Annotated in this window: 22 protein-coding genes; 13 read left to right on the forward strand and 9 right to left on the reverse strand. The window is 57.2% G+C overall.

Translation table 11 applies throughout. From position 1 onward, the window contains the following. Positions 1-177: 177 nt before the first annotated feature. Positions 178-1,875, reverse strand: a complete 1,698-nt coding sequence (locus SP68_RS11960; RefSeq protein ID WP_008804752.1) for an NAD-dependent malic enzyme — start codon at positions 1,873-1,875, stop codon at positions 178-180. Between the two features lie 55 nt (positions 1,876-1,930). On the opposite strand from SP68_RS11960, the gene SP68_RS28315 reads away from it, so the two are divergent. Beyond that, on the forward strand, positions 1,931-2,059 hold the full coding sequence (locus SP68_RS28315; protein WP_046619973.1) for a hypothetical protein: 129 nt from the start codon (positions 1,931-1,933) through the stop codon (positions 2,057-2,059). On the opposite strand, the gene sra is transcribed toward SP68_RS28315, so the two are convergent. Both sra and SP68_RS11970 read right to left on the reverse strand, forming a co-directional pair. Then, a complete protein-coding gene (gene sra, locus SP68_RS11965) occupies positions 2,056-2,196 on the reverse strand; it encodes a stationary-phase-induced ribosome-associated protein (RefSeq protein ID WP_012541615.1) in 141 nt (46 codons plus the stop codon). The two genes, SP68_RS28315 and sra, sit on opposite strands and share 4 nt — an antisense overlap. A 177-nt stretch (positions 2,197-2,373) precedes the next feature. Continuing rightward, the gene (locus tag SP68_RS11970; RefSeq protein ID WP_040968557.1) at positions 2,374-3,225 is read right to left on the reverse strand and encodes a Vmh family MBL fold metallo-hydrolase; all 852 of its coding nucleotides are present in this window, start codon (positions 3,223-3,225) and stop codon (positions 2,374-2,376) included. A 114-nt stretch (positions 3,226-3,339) separates the two neighbouring features. Here SP68_RS11970 and SP68_RS11975 point away from each other — a divergent pair, with 114 nt between their 5' ends. After that, positions 3,340-4,233: a LysR family transcriptional regulator gene (locus SP68_RS11975; protein WP_008804754.1), complete on the forward strand. Its 894-nt coding sequence runs from the start codon at positions 3,340-3,342 to the stop codon at positions 4,231-4,233. A 67-nt stretch (positions 4,234-4,300) separates the two neighbouring features. Here SP68_RS11975 and SP68_RS11980 read toward each other — a convergent pair whose 3' ends face one another. Then, on the reverse strand, positions 4,301-4,546 hold the full coding sequence (locus SP68_RS11980; RefSeq protein WP_008804755.1) for a DUF2543 family protein: 246 nt from the start codon (positions 4,544-4,546) through the stop codon (positions 4,301-4,303). A 166-nt stretch (positions 4,547-4,712) separates the two neighbouring features. Then, complete coding sequence (locus SP68_RS11985) at positions 4,713-5,627, reverse strand: SDR family oxidoreductase (RefSeq protein ID WP_040968556.1); 915 nt, start codon at positions 5,625-5,627, stop codon at positions 4,713-4,715. A 654-nt stretch (positions 5,628-6,281) separates the two neighbouring features. Between SP68_RS11985 and SP68_RS11990 the strand changes: the two genes are divergently transcribed. The 5 genes from SP68_RS11990 (at position 6,282) to SP68_RS12005 (ending at position 9,296) form a co-directional block, all read left to right on the forward strand. Continuing rightward, positions 6,282-6,467, forward strand: coding sequence for a con-10 family general stress protein (locus tag SP68_RS11990; RefSeq protein ID WP_008804757.1), 186 nt, complete (start codon positions 6,282-6,284; stop codon positions 6,465-6,467). 203 nt (positions 6,468-6,670) lie between these two features. Next, on the forward strand, positions 6,671-6,886 hold the full coding sequence (locus tag SP68_RS11995; protein ID WP_040968555.1) for a hypothetical protein: 216 nt from the start codon (positions 6,671-6,673) through the stop codon (positions 6,884-6,886). A gap of 23 nt (positions 6,887-6,909) precedes the next feature. Continuing rightward, positions 6,910-7,416, forward strand: a complete 507-nt coding sequence (locus SP68_RS12000) for a ferritin-like domain-containing protein (RefSeq protein WP_008804759.1) — start codon at positions 6,910-6,912, stop codon at positions 7,414-7,416. A 17-nt stretch (positions 7,417-7,433) separates the two neighbouring features. Continuing rightward, positions 7,434-7,616, forward strand: a complete 183-nt coding sequence (locus tag SP68_RS28890) for a hypothetical protein (RefSeq protein ID WP_012968126.1) — start codon at positions 7,434-7,436, stop codon at positions 7,614-7,616. Between the two features lie 54 nt (positions 7,617-7,670). Beyond that, on the forward strand, positions 7,671-9,296 hold the full coding sequence (locus SP68_RS12005; protein ID WP_040968554.1) for an alpha-amylase family protein: 1,626 nt from the start codon (positions 7,671-7,673) through the stop codon (positions 9,294-9,296). Here SP68_RS12005 and SP68_RS12010 read toward each other — a convergent pair. The 3 genes from SP68_RS12010 to SP68_RS12020 form a co-directional block, all read right to left on the reverse strand. Beyond that, the gene (locus tag SP68_RS12010) at positions 9,293-10,288 is read right to left on the reverse strand and encodes an SDR family oxidoreductase (RefSeq protein ID WP_012968128.1); all 996 of its coding nucleotides are present in this window, start codon (positions 10,286-10,288) and stop codon (positions 9,293-9,295) included. The two genes, SP68_RS12005 and SP68_RS12010, sit on opposite strands and share 4 nt — an antisense overlap. Before the next feature lie 314 nt (positions 10,289-10,602). Further along, the gene (locus SP68_RS12015) at positions 10,603-11,049 is read right to left on the reverse strand and encodes a DUF421 domain-containing protein (RefSeq protein ID WP_040968553.1); all 447 of its coding nucleotides are present in this window, start codon (positions 11,047-11,049) and stop codon (positions 10,603-10,605) included. A gap of 8 nt (positions 11,050-11,057) precedes the next feature. After that, positions 11,058-11,561 (reverse strand): hypothetical protein, encoded by a 504-nt coding sequence (locus tag SP68_RS12020; protein WP_040968552.1) that lies wholly within the window; start codon positions 11,559-11,561, stop codon positions 11,058-11,060. Positions 11,562-11,706: 145 nt separating this feature from the next. On the opposite strand from SP68_RS12020, the gene SP68_RS12025 reads away from it, so the two are divergent. From SP68_RS12025 to SP68_RS12035, 4 genes are all read left to right on the forward strand, one after another. Beyond that, a complete protein-coding gene (locus SP68_RS12025; RefSeq protein ID WP_008804764.1) occupies positions 11,707-12,111 on the forward strand; it encodes a YdeI family stress tolerance OB fold protein in 405 nt (134 codons plus the stop codon). A 15-nt stretch (positions 12,112-12,126) separates the two neighbouring features. Then, a complete protein-coding gene (locus SP68_RS28320; RefSeq protein WP_049139807.1) occupies positions 12,127-12,273 on the forward strand; it encodes a hypothetical protein in 147 nt (48 codons plus the stop codon). 113 nt (positions 12,274-12,386) lie between these two features. Then, entirely contained in the window at positions 12,387-12,818 is a 432-nt protein-coding gene (locus SP68_RS12030) for an OsmC family protein (protein ID WP_008804765.1), read from the forward strand. 103 nt (positions 12,819-12,921) lie between these two features. Then, complete coding sequence (locus SP68_RS12035) at positions 12,922-13,791, forward strand: oxygenase MpaB family protein (RefSeq protein WP_012541625.1); 870 nt, start codon at positions 12,922-12,924, stop codon at positions 13,789-13,791. 3 nt (positions 13,792-13,794) lie between these two features. Here SP68_RS12035 and SP68_RS12040 read toward each other — a convergent pair whose 3' ends face one another. After that, positions 13,795-14,481 (reverse strand): ABC transporter substrate-binding protein, encoded by a 687-nt coding sequence (locus SP68_RS12040; protein ID WP_040968551.1) that lies wholly within the window; start codon positions 14,479-14,481, stop codon positions 13,795-13,797. A gap of 220 nt (positions 14,482-14,701) precedes the next feature. On the opposite strand from SP68_RS12040, the gene SP68_RS12045 reads away from it, so the two are divergent. Both SP68_RS12045 and SP68_RS12050 read left to right on the forward strand, forming a co-directional pair. Beyond that, on the forward strand, positions 14,702-15,655 hold the full coding sequence (locus tag SP68_RS12045; protein WP_012968131.1) for a cation diffusion facilitator family transporter: 954 nt from the start codon (positions 14,702-14,704) through the stop codon (positions 15,653-15,655). A gap of 231 nt (positions 15,656-15,886) precedes the next feature. Then, complete coding sequence (locus SP68_RS12050) at positions 15,887-16,804, forward strand: bestrophin family protein (protein ID WP_012968132.1); 918 nt, start codon at positions 15,887-15,889, stop codon at positions 16,802-16,804. Positions 16,805-17,083 lie beyond the last annotated feature (279 nt).

The following is a 17,083-nucleotide window of genomic DNA, read 5'->3' on the forward strand; positions in this document are numbered from 1 at the left end:
TTCCGTTGTGAGGGGGTGAGAAACAACTATTTTGCACAGCGGAGGGCGTGCGGCAAATGCTATCCGTTTTATATTTTTACGATGAATGAATATGGGCGAAAAAGATGTTTCTGTGGCGGGAGATATTATTCTGACGTTATTAATAACCGGGCCGATATGTCGACCCGGTGAGCGTGATTAAATCGAGGTGCGGCGATAATTGCGATATTCCGGCAGCCAGAAATTATCGCTAATGGCCTGCAGCAGCGCTTCAGCGGAGGTTTTCACCGCCACGCCTTGCTCCTGCGCCACCTTGCCGACCGCGAAGGCAATTGCCCGTGAGACGGTCTGGATATCCTTCAGCTCCGGCAGCACCGGACCTTCGCCGTTGTTTACCAGCGGCGAGTGTTTCGCCAGGGTTTCACTGGCGGCCATCAGCATCTCGTCGGTGACCCGCGACGCGCCGGAAGCAATGACCCCCAGACCAATGCCCGGGAAGATATAAGAGTTATTGCATTGCGCGATGGCGTACTGCTTGCCTTTCAGGGTGACCGGGGCAAACGGGCTGCCGGTGGCGACCAGCGCCTCGCCGTCGGTCCAGCTCAGGATATTCTGCGGCGTCGCTTCCACCCGTGAGGTCGGGTTAGAGAGCGGCATCACGATTGGCCGCGGGCAGTGCTTGTGCATCTCGCGGATAATCTCTTCCGTGAACAGCCCCGGCTGACCCGAGACGCCGATCAGAATGTTCGGCTTCACGTTACGCACTACGTCCAGCAGGGACAGCACATCGTTAGTGGTATCCCAGCCCTGCAGATGCTCACGCTTCTGCACCAGCTTGTTCTGGAACGGCAGCAGATTAGGCATGCCGTCGGTTAACAGGCCGAAGCGGTCAACCATGAACACGCGCTGGCGGGCCTCTTCTTCGCTAACGCCTTCGCGGACGATCTGGGCGATAATCTGCTCGGCGATGCCGCAGCCGGCGGAACCCGCGCCGAGGAAGACGATTTTCTGCTCGCTGAGCTGGCTACCGGCGCCGCGGCTGGCGGCGATCAGCGTCCCGACGGTGACCGCCGCGGTGCCCTGAATATCGTCATTAAATGAACAGATTTCATTGCGATAGCGGTTGAGCAGCGGCATGGCGTTCTTCTGCGCAAAGTCTTCAAACTGCAGCAGGACGTCCGGCCAGCGGGCCTTAATCGCCTGGATCACGTCGTCAACGAACTGATAATACTCGTCGTCGGTAATGCGCGGATGGCGCCAGCCCATATACAGCGGATCGTCGAGCAGCTGCTGGTTGTTTGTTCCAACGTCCAGCACGATGGGCAGGGTATAAGCCGGGCTGATGCCGCCGCAGGTGGTGTACAGCGACAGCTTGCCGATCGGGATCCCCATCCCGCCGATCCCCTGGTCGCCGAGGCCGAGAATACGCTCGCCATCGGTGACCACAATCACTTTCACGTTATGGTTCGGGACGTTCTGCAGGATGTCGTCAAGGTTATGGCGATTCTGGTAAGAGATGAAGACGCCGCGGGCGCGACGGTAAATCTCGGAGAAACGTTCGCAGGCGGCGCCCACCGTCGGGGTATAGATAACCGGCATCATCTCTTCGAGATGGTTGCCGATCAGGCGATAAAACAGGGTTTCGTTGGTGTCCTGGATGTTACGCAGGTAGATGTGTTTGTCGATTTCAGTTTTGAATCCCTGATACTGGATCCAGGCGCGTTCCGCTTGCTCTTCGATGGTTTCAACCACTTCCGGCAGCAGGCCAAGAAGGTTGAAATTGCTGCGCTCTTCCAGACTGAAGGCGCTGCCCTTGTTGAGGAGGGGGAATTCAAGCAGAACGGGACCCGCGTAAGGGATGTACAGGGAACGGTTTTTCTTATGGGTAAATTGCATCGCACTAACTCCTTGATCATGACCACAGTCCCGGCGCGGCGATAAGCGAGGGCGGGTGGAAAGCAGCGGGCAGAGTATAGAGCAGATGGTCGTCAAGCGGGTAAACAAGCAATCAATTGCCATAAAAAAACACCATCCTGGCAACAGGACGGTGTTGTTTATCATCACTCAGACTGAAAATTAACCACCGCGGCGTTTGCGGCCGGTAGCATGGATGTGGTTGAGGGTGGTTTCTTCATCGCCTTCCAGCACCACTTTTTTCTGCTGGGAAAGCTTATAGTTCAGACCGAGAAGATGACGTGCCTGATGGTTCGATTTCATTCTGACTCCTTTATCCTGTTCTGGTTTCAAGGGCAAACCCGGTGGTGACCGGATGAAATGTAACCCAAAGTCGGCCGCACGTTTTTTGTGCGACCTCAGCTAGGGTGGTCCATTTTCAGGGCAATAGCAACCTTCGCGCGCCAGATTAAGAACAGTCTCCCTCACGCACAGCCGGGATCACCACTTCATCTCGCCGGTATTAACTTTGGCGCTTAACTCCAGCGAGCTGGTCTCCGCCAGGCCCGGCCACTGCGTCTCCATGGCCTTGATCACCCCGGCCGAATCCTGATGCGTCTTCAGCGCCTGCTCAAACTGCTGGAGATACGTTTTTGTGAAGCGCACCGCGCTGTCTCCCTCCGGCGGGGTGCCGAGGTAATGACCAGGGATCACCCGCTGCGGGTGCAGGGCGATCATCTGGTCCAGCGTGTGGCGCCATTGCTGGCGACTGGCCGATGTCTGGGTGTCGGCGGTCCAGAGATGCATGCCCCACGCCACGCCTGTGCCGCCGAGGATCGTTTTGTTCGCCCGGATCCAGACGAACGCCGCGTAGTCATGCGGCTGCATGATCGTTATTTTCTCACCGTCGATGGTAAAGCTGTTGGCCTTCAGCGCCTGCGGAACGTACACCTGTGTCGGCGCGCCATCTTTCATTTGCGGGCCCCAGTACGCCAGTTTGGCCGCTTTGGTGGCTTCAATATGTTTGACGACCTCCGGCGTGGCGACCACTTCCGCCTGCGGGAAGGCTTTCATCAGCGGTTCAAGACCAAAATAGAAATCCGGATCGCCAGAGGTGATCACAATCCGCGTGAGCGGCTTGCCGTTTTTCTTGATCATGTCTACCAGCTTTTCGCCGTCTTTGACGCTGAACTGCGCGTCAAACAGCACTGCTTCGTGTGGGCCGGAAACGAGAGTGGAGTTAACGGCAAAGATGCCCTTTTCCTGCGGATTGTAGGTTTGCAGCGTCAGAGGCGCCGCGAAGATCGAACCGCTGAACAGGGCGGTGGCAACAGCAAGAGCAGATAATTTCATGATGTGTTCTCAGTAACAGGTGAATGCGTTCCATTGTACGGATTTCGCTATTTGATAGAATTCCTGAAATAAGAGATGCTGAGTTTCATAAATCGTGCAGATGAAGGGGGCATGATGGACAGGGTGATTGCTGCGCAGGTGTACCTGCGCATCTGCGAGCTGGGAAGTCTCAGCGCCGCGGCGCGGGCGCTGGGGATGTCGCGTCCGATGGTCAGTCGCTATCTGGAGCAGATGGAGAACTGGGCTGGCGCCCGGCTGATCCATCGTTCCACCCGCCGGCTGACCCTGACGCCGGCGGGGGAAAAAGTGTTGCTTAAGACCCGCGGGTTAACGCGGATCGCCGATGAAATCGCCGGCGAGCGCCAGCGGGCCGACCCCAGCGGCACGCTGCGCGTCGCCTGCGCGCACTTCACGGCAATGCAGCTGATCTCTCCGCTGCTGCCGGACTTCCTCGCTCGCTATCCGCAGCTGCGCCTGGAGCTGGATATCAATAACCATCCGGTCAGCCTGATCGGCGAGCGCATCGACGTGGCCATTCGCATTACCGACAACCCCGAGCCCGGGGCGATCGCTCGCCGCCTCGGGCTGTGTCGTTCGCTCCTCTGTGCCGCACCGCGCTGGCTCCAGCAGCATGGCCCGCTGGCGACGCTTGACGATCTGCAACAGCATAACTGTCTGTTATACAGCCACTTTGCCGGCCAGCGCTGGCAGTTCAGCGATGCGCAGGGGCAGGAGGCGTCGGTGGCGGTGAGCGGCAATCTGAGCGCGGGGATCTCTTCTCTGCTGCTGGAGGCGGCGGTCGCCGGGTGCGGCATTGCGATGCTCCCCGAACTGGAGGCGCGGAGCGCGTTGGCCAGCGGGGCGCTGGAGGTGGTGCTCCCTGACTGGACGCCGAAGGCGCTGAGCGTCTATGGCATCTATCTTTCCCGCGACTATCAGCCCGATGGGCTACCGCTGTTTCTGGATGCGCTGCAGCGACGTCTGGGGGAGATTGCCGCCGTGGCCTGAACATGAGTGTTGCATTCAGCGGCAACACCGGCGGGCGGTGGCCCTGCCGGTGAGCTGACGATGAGACTTACTCGTTGCCCCATTGATTAAGGAAGTTGGCAATATCGTCAATTCGGCGTTCATCAATGGCCGCTTCGCGGGCCATCTCCTGCTGCGCCTCTTCATCGATCTCTTCGTTATTCATCAGCCGCTCAATCAGCAGTTGAAAATAGCGTGCCAGCGCATCGCGTTCCGTCTCTTTAACCGGGGAGGCCGCTTCGGTCTCGTACTCGTCCACGATGTCATAAAATTTCAGGGGGATCTCATTACTCATCAGTTGTCCTCAGGGTCAGCGCACAGCGGCGGGCGGATATCATAGCATGCAGCCGGCTAAACACGCTGCGGGAGAGGAAAAATCGCCACGCAGGGGCTGCGCGGCGATCGTGTTGGGGAGGGACCGGCATAACGCCGGCCCGCTTATCGGCCCGGAGGCGACGGATTTAGACCACGCCGTCCCCGCCGTCAGAACACCACACCTGACCGGAGGTATAGGAGCAGGCGTCTGATGCCAGGGTGACGTACAGCGGGGCGATCTCGACCGGCTGCCCCGGGCGGCCCATCGGTGTGTCTTTGCCGAACTGTTTCACTTTCTCGTCCGGCTGGCCGCCGCTGGATTGCAGCACCGTCCAGTATGGGCCTGGCGCCACGGCGTTGACGCGAATGCCTCGTTTCGCCACCTGCTTGGCCAGCGATTTGGTAAAGATCGCCAGACAGGCTTTGGTCTGGGCATAATCGAGCAGGATTGGGCTGGGTTTATAGGCCTGCACCGAGGTGGTATTGATGATTGCGCTCCCGGCCTGGAGATGGGGCAGCGCCGCGCGAGTGATCCAGAACGGCGCGTAGACATTGGTTTTAAAGGTGGCGTCAAAGTCTTCGGTGGTGAGCTCCTCGAGCGTCTCGCAGTATTGCTGACGTCCGGCGTTATTGACCAGGATGCTCAGGCCTCCCAGTTGTTCCACCGCGTCGGCCACCAGCGACTGACAGAAGGACTCGGAGCGAATATCCCCCGGCAGGGCCACTGCCGTGCGACCTTCGGCTTTGATCAGCGCGATGACTTCATCGGCATCCTCTTGCTCCTCCGGCAGATAGCTTATGGCGACATCGGCCCCTTCGCGGGCAAAGGCGATCGCCACCGCGCGGCCAATGCCGGAGTCGCCGCCGGTAATTAACGCTTTCTTACCCGCCAGCCGCCCGGTGCCGGTGTAGCTGGTTTCTCCGTGGTCCGGTGACGACTCCATCTCCGCATCCAGACCCGGCGGGGTTTGTTCTTGCTCCGGGAACTCCGGACGGGGAGCCGTCTCTTCTGGCAACATGGAGGTGGGTAATTTTTTCATTGGCGGTTTTTCATCTTGCATAGTCATCTCCTTCAGACAGAACGGGCCAGACCTAAGGATAGGTCAGCTTCACCCCAGGCCAGGCAGCGCGAGAGGATCATCTCTCTTGTTTAACAGGCAAAATAGGGGCTTTATTTGACTTTAACCGGCTGATCCTTGGCGGATTTCGTTGTATGTCGCTGCGTTATTATTGGTGGTGTTAAATTAGGATTATTCCATTCTTAATTTGCGGCTCGGGGCTATTTTACCGGGCGGGCTGAATGACGGTATGCTTTTTTAAAGGCGAAGGGGTGTGCATTGTGAAAAAAATAGTTTTTTGCACCTATGGATGGTTGATGAACTACTTCATTGTGAGTATTTTTATGACGGTGGTGTCTGGCTGAAGAAAAAAATAAATAACATCTATCATTTTCATTTTTTTACAAAAGCGCCGAGGGGAAAAGTTTCACGATAGAAAATGGTGATAACCTAAGGCGAATAAGTGAGTTACGCAGTATTTATTTTTATTACCGCTTCGTTATTTTCTTTTTATTTTCTATTTGATATGGATAAACACCTGGCGTTAATTTGACTCCTGCGAGCATTCCTCTAGTGTTAGATATCGAGGGCGATGATTTGTAACAGGGTCATTTTCCATTTACCAACCGAGATCGAGTAAACCTAAAAGGTGAAATTATGGCAGAGCATAGAGGCGGTTCAGGTAACTTTGCAGAAGATCGTGAAAAAGCATCCGAAGCCGGGCGTAAAGGCGGACAGCACAGCGGCGGGAACTTTAAAAATGATCCTGAACGTGCATCCGAAGCCGGTAAAAAGGGTGGTAAGAACAGTCATGGCGGTGGTCGTAAAGCCGGTGACAGTTAATGACTGAAGCCTGAGGCGCTTTAAAAAGGGCGCCGAAACAAAAACCTGTGGGCCTGCCGGTCCGCAGGTTTCTGTTTATATGGGCTGGTAATAATAAATCTGGTCGGATACTCGTATTTATTTATCGGCAATACGCGAAGAGTAAATGAATCGGCAACATGCTGGTTAACGGTTAAGTATTTATAACATAGCAGGTAATAAAAATGAAACTGACACCGGCATTGATTAAACGTTGCCATCTTGTGGCCGCCGTGATGTGGGTCATTCTGGCAATACCCTCGTTAACCTGGTGGAAAAACAGCGTCCTGTGGGTCATTCTCATTAGCATCTATGCGAATATCGTTGGGCATTTATCCGGATATAGCGCAGCGCGAGCGGATCAGGCGGCGGAAGAGAATGAAGATCCCACATCCAAATAAAGGATTGGTTATCAGAGGTATTTATGACGGATATTGAAAATTATCATAACTGGCTGCGCGATGCTCATGCGATGGAGAAACAGGCCGAAGTAATATTAATCACGGCAACCAGAAGGAGTGAAAACTATCCGCCACTGCGCACGCGTCTTGAACAACATCTCTATGAAACCCGCCGGCAATTATCGTCTCTGCAGGATATCATTGCCCGTAATCATATTTCCCGCTCCGCGCTGCAGGATGCGATGAGCCGGGTCGCCGCGTTGGGCCAGTCCATTGGGATGATGCTGCCCGGCGATGAGGTCATTAAGGTCATTATCACGGCCTATGTTTTTGCGCAATTCGAGGTCGCCTGCTATACCGCCTTATTGACGGCGGCGAAACGGGTGGGCGACCACCATGCCATTCACGCCCTGGAGGCGATGCTGGCGGAGGAGCGAGGCATGGCTGACTGGCTGCTTCATCATCAGCCGACGATCGTCGGGCAATTTCTGCATCGTGCCGATCTGCCTGGCGTTGAGGCCGGAAAATAAGCCGCCGGAGAAAAACTATGGTTAAACGCCACACGATCGCGCTCCATGCTGTCGAGGAACAGGTTCCTCTGAAATTAACCGCCAGACAGCAGGCTCTGGTGGACGCGGTGGCGAATAGGGCGCCTTCAGCGGAACACGCTACCGTATCGCCTGTCGCTAAACCCCGGCCGACGGCGAGGGGCGGACGTAAACCGCGCTGAATCTGCTGGCGAGTGACGGGCCACCCGTCAGGGTGAATAAGCAAGGTGATAGTGATGCAACGGGAACAGTGGTTTCACAGAGCGGTCATTTATCAGGTTGATAGTTCACTGTTTTATGACGCTAACGGTGACGGCTACGGCGATCTCGCCGGTATTCGCCAAAAGCTACATTACATTCGCAGCCTCGGGGCGACGGTGCTCTGGCTGACGCCTTTCTATCTCACCCCTCTGCAGGATGATGGCTATGATATCAGCGACCATCTGCAGCCCGATCCGCGCTTTGGCACCATCGCCGACGTGATTGAGCTGATTGCCCGCGCCCGGGAGCTGGGGCTGCGGGTGATTGTTGAGCTGGTTATCCAGCACACTTCCGCCCAGCACCCGTGGTTTCAGGCGGCGCGACGCGATCCCCGGTCGCCGTGGCGGCCATACTATCTTTGGGCCGACAGGCCGCCGCAGAAGGACGATCCCCCCATGTTTCCCGGCGTCGAGGAGAGCGTCTGGCGCTGGGACGAACAGGCCGGGCAATACTATCGCCACATGTTTTATCGTCATGAGCCGGATCTGAATCTTGCTCATCCGCCGGTGATCGCTGAAATCGAAAACATCATCACCTTCTGGCTGCAGGCGGGCGTGTCAGGTTTTCGCCTCGATGCCGCGTCACATCTGGTGAAACAGGCCGGGAAGGGCGACGAGGCGCGCGGCTACCCGCTGCTGAACCATCTCCGGCAGGTCGTTCAGCGCCTCAATCCCGAGGCGATACTGCTGGGTGAAGTGGACGTTGCGGTAGAAGATTACCGCCATTACTTCGGTCACAGCGATCGGCTGCAGATGGTGCTCAATTTCTGGCTTAACAAATATCTCTACCTCAGTCTGGCGCAGCAGCGCGCCGCCCCGGTGGTAAAAGCCCTGCAGGCGATGGTGACCCCGCCGGACGGGTGCTGCTTCGTCAACTGGCTGCGTAACCATGATGAACTGGATCTCGAGGGGATCGGCGAACGCAATAAACGCCAGGTTATCCGCACCTTTGCCCCTGATAAAGCCATGTCCGTTTACCAGCGTGGCGTACGCCGGCGACTGGCGCCGATGCTGGATGGCGATACCCGGCGCATGGCGCTGGCCCATGCGATCCTGCTGGCGCTGCCCGGCGTGCCGGTGATGCGCTATGGCGACGAGATTGGCATGGGAGACGATCTGAGCTTACCGGAGCGCTACGCAGTCAGAACGCCGATGCAGTGGTCGGCGGCGCCCAACGGCGGCTTCTCCCGGGCGGCGCGGGACGATCTGCCGGTAAAACCGATAGCCAGCGGGCGGTGGCGCTACCAGCGGATCAATGTCGAAACGGCACTGCGCCACCCCCGATCGCTGCTGAACCGGGTGCGCAACATGGTGCTGGCGCGGGCGGAATATACCGAGCCGGGCTCCATTGCTTTCACCATCCTCGCGGTGAAACCTGCTGCGGTGCTGGGCCTGTGCTATCGCAGCGAATCGCGGGAAGTGCTGATGCTGGCGAACTGCAGCCAGCAGGCGGTAGAGGTCCTGCTCCCGCCGCTGGCCGAGGGCTACTGGAGCCCAATTCTGGAAGATAAGCTCTATCAGGATGGGCTACACGGCGGGAAAGATGCGCGGCTGGCGCTTTCCGGGTATGGGTACCGCTGGTTCAGCCGGAGCCTGGATTAACGACGTTTCCCGGAACGACGGAACAACGCCCGCAGGGCCATCGTCGCCACCGCTACCCCGACGCCGGCAGCCACTTTTCCCGGGAGATCGGCGCTGATGGTCACCGCTTTACGCCGTGCGCCATCGTTAAAGGGGCCGTGTCCGGGGTGATTGCCGCGTACCGGCGTGAACAGGTCGTCCTGATGCTCTGCCGGCTTCGGCTGGCCGGTAAACTGTCCCTCCCACGCCTTTTTCACCATCAGACGATCGAGCAGGCGAGGAAAGAAGACCTGGCCGAGGATCGACTGGATGGTGCTTTTCCCGACCCACAGTTCGTTGACCGGACGCTGGATGACGCTATAGATAGCCTCGGCGGCGACTTCTGGCTGATAGACCGGCGGCACCGGCTGCATGGCCTGATCCATTTTATTCCGCGCCCAGCCAAACTGGGCGGTGTTCATCCCCGGCAGCTGGACCATGGTCAACTGGATGTGGCTTTTCTCGTGCATCAGTTCGGTACGCACGGCATCGGTAAAGCCGCGGATCGCCGCCTTGGCTCCACAGTAGGCCGATTGCAGGGGAATCGACCGCCAGGCCAGCGCCGAGCCGGCCTGAATAATCACTCCCCGATCCCGGGGCGCCATCACCTCCAGCGCCGCACGGGTGCCGTTGACATAGCCGAGATAGGTCACCTCCGTCACCCGGCGAAATTCCTCCTCGCTCATCTGACGAAAGGGGGCCAGCACGGTGGTCATGGCGTTGTTGATCCAAACGTCTATCGCGCCAAGTGTGGCTTCCACCTCGGCGGCGGCGCGCTGCAGCGCCCCGGCATCGGCGACGTCGGCGCTAATGGCCAGCGTTTTAATGCCAAACCGTTCGCAGGCCTGCTGGGCTTCCTGCAGACCCGTCTCATCTCGGGCAATCAGCGCCACGTGGTATCCTGCGCGAGCGAAACGCAGCGCGGTGGCTTTGCCCGCCCCCGCGGTTCCCCCGGTAATTACCATCACAGACATAGAGACCTCATTTTTTTTGGCTAGCGCAATATTAACTGCACAGATCGGTTAATTATTCCTCACAAATGACAATGACGAGGTGGGAAATATCCTGGAATATACGCAGTGTGAATCAGACGACATATCCGGATGATGCTGGCTGGATCGTGCCTGCATCGGCGAGGACGTTCTATAATCTGTTAGAACCCTGTCAACCCGCGAGGAGGAAAAATGGTGACATTAAACATGCTTAGCGTTGAAAAAGAAGAGGATGACGCCACCCGCGCCCCCGAATCAGGTGATAAACAACCGGAGCGCGATAAATAAAATTGAGACTATTCCTGTTCAGGAATAATGGATATCTGGCCGTTTCGCTCGAGGATAGCGAATTTGATCGCTTTGAGCTCATAGATCCCATGGTGCTGCCTGGCTGCCAGCAGGATATCATCGACAGAGATATTGACGAGCTTTATCTTTTCGTCGATGACAGCACCATTTTCCACCACAATAACCGGGCTGCCATCAATGAAATTTTCCGCCTGCGAGAAGCGTTTCTTAATATAGCCGAATAAAATATCAACACCCACCAGAGTGACGATGGTGAGCATCGAACCGGTGACGGAATAGTCTGTGCTGAGCATCGCCTGTTGGGTGGCTTCGCTAATTATCAACAGCAATATTAGATCAAAGTTGGTTAACTGCATCAGCGTTCGTCTGCCAGCAATCTTAAAAATAATCAACAGGATAAAATAGATTGCTGCGGCTCTGAGGACCATTTCCATAGCCACTCCTAGGGATAGACAAACTGGTTCCAGGTGACAGGCGCGCGATCGTTCACTGCCGCCTGCAGGGAAATATTGCCGGCTGTTTTTGGGGTAATGGATAACCACACGGACATCGGCGAGCGGGTGGCCGCTTGCTGATACACGAGGTATAATTTCCCCTCGGCACTGTACATTTTATCTGGCTGCGGGCGGATATCACCGACCTGGTAGCGCGATAAAAACGGGGCGGTGAAGCTGATAATTTTTTCACTACCTCCATCGGGTTTAATCTGAATATTCACTTCGGTTTCACTCATCAGTCTGGCATACCGCTGATAATCGACGCTTAATTCACCTTTGGCACTTTCCCGGTGCGCTTCACTGAAATAACCGGAGGACCACAGACCGCTTAGCGCGGTAAGAATGATGAGACTCAGAACAATTATCCCATAGCGCCGGAATCGATATTCGAAGCGTAGTGCTCGTTCATTCTCGTCAACGATGGGACAATCCTGTTGATTCTTAATCATTATTATTTTCCCCGCGTTTCGTTTCGGCAACAGCGTAACGATAAGGACATTCTTATATTAGTCGATATCAGAACAATTGACTTTGTAAAAATGAATCGCCTCAGCCAGGCTTTATTCTAATCATCGGTAAAATGACGGAGGGATGATGAAAAAATTAGCGCTCGCTATGGCCTGTGTACTCGCCGTGGGTATTGCACAGGCGGACGATAAGGGCGGTTTTAGTCAGGATGCCGCACCGCCGCCGCCGCACAAACTCGATGACGGCTATCGCGGCGTCGAGGATGGCCGGATCATGACCGTTGAGCAGGCGAAAACCATGCACGATGGCGCGACTATTTCACTGCGCGGTAATGTGCTCACCCGCCAGGACAATGACCGTTATCAGTTTCGCGATAAAAGCGGCACCATCACTGCCATCATTCCGGCCGCCGCGTTTAACGAACAGCACGTAGAGCCTGACGATCTGGTCAGCATCAACGGTAGCCTCGATCGCAAAATGACGCCGCCGGTGGTGCGTGTCGATCGTCTGCTCAAGCAGTCGCCTAAGTAATCGGAGAACGCCGATATGAGTAACACATCTCAGCCGCAAGGTGAGCAGGGCGAAAAACATCCTGCGCGCGAGGCGCCTGCCGAGCATGGCGAAGTGCCGCGTAAACGGGACGACAGCAAGGACGACAAAACCGATCCTTATCAGCCACACGATGGTCGTTAGCGAGGCTGACCACGAGATCCTTAAGGGCACAGTGATGCCCAGGCCGCAGAAAAGGCGCAGGTTCGGCATCACGCACTATACTTTTTGTTCGACATCATCACAGGAGGAGTCACATGGCGATTCATAAGAAAGGGCTGGCGCACTGGGAAGGCGATCTGAAACATGGCAAAGGCACCGTGTCGACAGAGAGCGGGGCGCTGAGCCAGCAGCCCTACGGCTTTAACACCCGTTTTGAAGGGGTGAAAGGCACTAACCCTGAGGAGCTGATTGGCGCCGCGCATGCCGCCTGTTTCTCAATGGCCCTGTCGCTGATGCTCAGCGAAGAGGGCTATACCGCAACGTCTATCGACACGACGGCGGTGGTCACCCTCAATAAAACCGACGGCGGCTTTGCGATAACCGACATCGCGCTGCAAAGTCAGATTGTTCTGCCGGACGTTGCGCCGGCGGCGTTCGATGAGATCATTCAGAAAGCGAAGGCCGGTTGCCCGGTATCGCAGGTGCTGAAAGCCAATATCACTCTCGACTACCAGCTGAATCCGTAAGCTGTCGTGCCCGCGCGCAGCGGGCACCCTTTCCCAATATCTCTCCCTGCGCTGCCCAATAGTGGTATCTTTTGTCCTTTAATTGCACGTAAGGGACATCATCATGATCGGCATTCGCGGGATGATCGAGGCGCAGGTGCTCGGCCTGACCGGCATGGCGCTAAAAGAGATCGATTTTGAACAGCCTAAAGGGGAGCCGGGGCTGTTTGGTCCGCAGTCGGCCATCTGGCAGGTACACGGCGATTTTACCTCGATGCTCTGCGGCGGCATCAGCGCGCTGCTGCTGCAGATGCTGCATCCCCTGGCGCTGGCCGGCGTCTGGGATCACTCCCGTTTCCGTGAGGACATCTTTGGCCGCCTGCGCCGCACCAGCCAGTTTATTTCCGCCACCACCTTTGCCACTACCCCCGACGCCGAGCGGCTCATCGCCAAAGTGCAGGGGATCCATCAGCGGATCGGCGGGGTGGATAAGGACGGCACTCCTTATCAGGCCAGCGATCCGGCGCTGTTGACCTGGGTGCACGTCGCCGAGTGCAGCCGCTTTATGGCCTCCCACCTGCGCTACAAGCGGACGGTGGTCAGCGCCGAGCGCCAGGAGGACTATTTCCGCGAGTCGGCGGAAATCGCCCGTCGGCTGGGGGCCCAGGACATCCCTCAGACGCCGCAGGAAGTGGCGGACTATCTCGAGGCGATGCGCCCGCAGTTGCGCTGTGACGAACGTACCCGGGAGGTAGCCGAGGTGCTGCTCTCTACTCGTCTGCCGGGTAGGCTGAGCCAGCCGGTGGGTCAGGTCATGATGCGCGCCGGGATCGATCTGCTGCCGGAATGGGCGCAGGAGATGCTGGGGCTGTCGCTCACGCCGCTGCAGCGGCGCACGACGCGCCTGCTGGTGCATGGCGTGGCCCGCGTGCTCCGTGCTTCGGTACGCAACGGCGCCTGGCATTGCGCCATGCGCCGGATGCAAGTGGAGTGAAGGTCACTCCGCCTTGCCCAGCTGTCGGGCAATCAGTGCCTCCAGGCTGCCATCCGCCCGCCACTCGCTGAGCGCGTCATTCACCGCGTTGAAGCCAGCGACATCCGCCCGGGCGACGCAGATGGCCTGCTGGATCTCAGTAAAATTATCCGCCAGTACCCGCACCCCAGCGTGCTGACGGGCTGTCGCCTCCAGCGGCTTTCGGATACCGGCGACCATATCTCCTTCACCGGTGAGGAAGGCGTCGATGGCCTCCTGCGAGGAGGGAAGGCGATTCAGGCTGGCGTGCTGCAGATGACGGGTTAACCACAGATCGTAAGCGGCGTTTTGCCCGACGTTAATGGTGGTTGCCGGGCGATCCATGTCGGCCACGCTCTGGCAGGGCGAACCGGCTCTCACCAGCGCGGTCCCCTGGATGGTGATGTAGGGAGGCGTAAAACGCAGGGTCGCTTCCCGGGCCGGGTCGATGGCCAGAAACGCAATGTCCCAGTGATCACCGCCGGCGTCAGCCACCACTTTTCCGGCGGCAGGATAGGGGACGAACTCGGCGGTGACGCCCCAGCGCGTCGCCAGCCGATGGCTAAGCTCGACGGTGAGACCTGCGGGCTCCCCCGTCTCCCCGAGATGGGCCAGGACCGCGTTGCCCAGGTTAATGGCAAAACGCAGCCGGGATGAGGTGTTCTCTGACATCGCTGACTCCTGTGGTGGTGAAGAGAAAGTGGCCCGACCTGCCGGGCCAGTCATAAGATAGCCCATCCGCGCGCGGTTGTACCTGTCCTGCCACCCTTTCAGAATATATTAATAATCGACAGCGCCGATATCGTTAAACGGAAAGGCAATGGCTTTTATATTGTTAAGCATAAACTCAGCTTGTCAGTTTATTCTTCCCGCTCACAAAGGGAGAGAAATAATGACACAATATAATTTTGAAAATGATAATAAATATCATGAGCGTTCGATGCAGGCGCGAAAGAGTACCCTTATTAGCGTGGTGGTCAATATTTTCCTTTCCGTGTTTCAGGTTGTGGTGGGAATATTCTCTGGCTCCCAGGGGTTGATTGCTGATGGGATGCACTCTTTTTCCGATCTGGTCGCCGATGGGGTGGTGCTGGTGGCGAATAAAAAGAGCCGTCGACCCTCAGACCACGATCACCACTATGGACACTGGCGCTACGAGAATGGCGCCTCGCTGATCCTCGGCGCGATCCTGGTGCTGGTCGGGGTCGGCATGCTGTGGTCCGCGGCAGGTCACCTGGCGCAGCCGCAGACGATTCCGGCGGTGCACAGCGTGGCGCTGTGGATGGCGCTGGTGGCGCTGGCCGTTAAGGAGGGGCTGTTTCGCTATATGCTGGCGGTCGCCACGCGGCTGAATTCATCGCTGCTCATCGCCAACGCCTGGCATGCCCGCTCCGATGCCGCGTCATCTCTGGTGGTGGCGCTGGGGATTATCGGTAACCTGGCCGGGTTCGCCTGGTTCGATCCGCTTGCCGCGCTGGCGGTGGGACTGCTAATCACCCGCATGGGCTATCGTTTCGCCGCCACGGCGCTGCACGATTTAATGGACCGCGCGGTCGATGAAGAGACGCAGCGGGCGATCGCCGGCACGCTGCAGGCCACGCCGGGCGTGGCGGGTCTGCACGATTTGAAAACCCGTAAGGCGGGGGATCTGGTGCTGGTGGATGTCCATCTCGAGGTGGCGGGAGAGATGTCGGTAGCCGAGGGACATCAGATTGCCCGTCAGGCGCGGGAGCGGGTCCTGGCGCAGCATCCGGTGCTTAACGTAATGGTGCATCTTGATCCCAGCGACGCGGCCAGCGCGCTAGGCGGGGCTGACAAAAGCGGCCTGGCGCACCCGGTGTCCTGAACCGGCAATTTTATTGGCTCAGCGGCTATTTTTTCCCTGAGCCTTAATTGCTGGCGCATCGATTGCCTGAAATATAAAAAAAGCACATACTAAAAACGCCATTACCATCGCTAAATAATGGCGAAGATCTGCCCATCGCAGTTAACGATAAAATAAACCAATCGGTTCATAGATAATCTCTATTCTTTATTCAGAGATAATGACCAGAGCGGTAATTCAGGAAGTCAGACAATGATCATTCGGCCAGAACAACACTGGTTTCTTCGCTTATTTGACTGGCACGGCTCCGTGCTGTCGAAAATCATCTTTCGTCTGCTGCTTAATGTGCTGATGTCCATCATCGCCATTATCAGCTATCAATGGTACGAGCAGCTGGGGATCCACTTAACGGTGGCGCCGTTCAGCCTGCTGGGGATTGCGATTGCGATTTTTCTCGGCTTTCGCAACAGCGCCAGCTACAGCCGGTTCGTCGAAGCGCGCAATCTGTGGGGGACGGTGCTTATCGCCGAACGTACGCTGGTACGCCAGTTGCGCAATATCCTGCCGGCCGAACACGATGTCCATCGCCGCATCGTCAGCTATCTGGTGGCCTTTAGCTGGAGCCTGAAGCACCAGCTGCGCAAAACCGATCCGACGGCTGACCTGCGGCGGCTGCTGCCGGATGACAAGGTGGCGGAGATCCTCGCCAGCTCAATGCCCACCAACCGGATCCTGCTGCTGGTCGGCAACGAAATTGGCCAGCTGCGGGAGGCGGGCAAGCTCAGCGACATCACCTACGGGCTGATGGACAACAAACTCGATGAGCTGGCGCACGTGCTGGGCGGTTGTGAAAGGCTGGCGACCACCCCGGTGCCATTCGCCTATACCCTGATCCTGCAGCGCACCGTGTACCTGTTCTGCACGCTGCTGCCGTTTGCGCTGGTCGGCGATCTGCACTACATGACGCCGTTTGTCTCGGTGTTTATCTCCTACACCTTTTTGTCGTGGGATTCGCTGGCGGAAGAGCTGGAAGATCCTTTCGGTACCGCCGCCAATGATCTGCCGCTGAACGCCATGTGCAATACCATTGAGCGCAATCTGCTCGACATGACCGGTCAGCATCCGCTGCCGGAGACGCTGCGTCCGGACCGTTACTTCAATCTGACCTGAATCAGACCCACCGGGCGGTTTCCGCTGCCCGGTCATCGCTTTCCCGTGGGTCTTTTATCCGTCAGCGCACAGCGACGATAACCGCGAAAATTTGCAAATAAGTTAAATTTAACACCTGATAGATAACATCAATTATACAGATTTGTTGTGTATGTTATTATTCAGTTAACAAACGCAGCACCTACGCTTTCCCATCGTACTATCCTTGAGAAACCGCATCCTAATCAGGTGACGCCGTGCTAACCACGCCACGTCGCCCGGGGCCGTCGTACGCCTTTT

This window comes from Klebsiella variicola (assembly GCF_000828055.2).
GTDB classification, from domain to species: domain Bacteria; phylum Pseudomonadota; class Gammaproteobacteria; order Enterobacterales; family Enterobacteriaceae; genus Klebsiella; species Klebsiella variicola.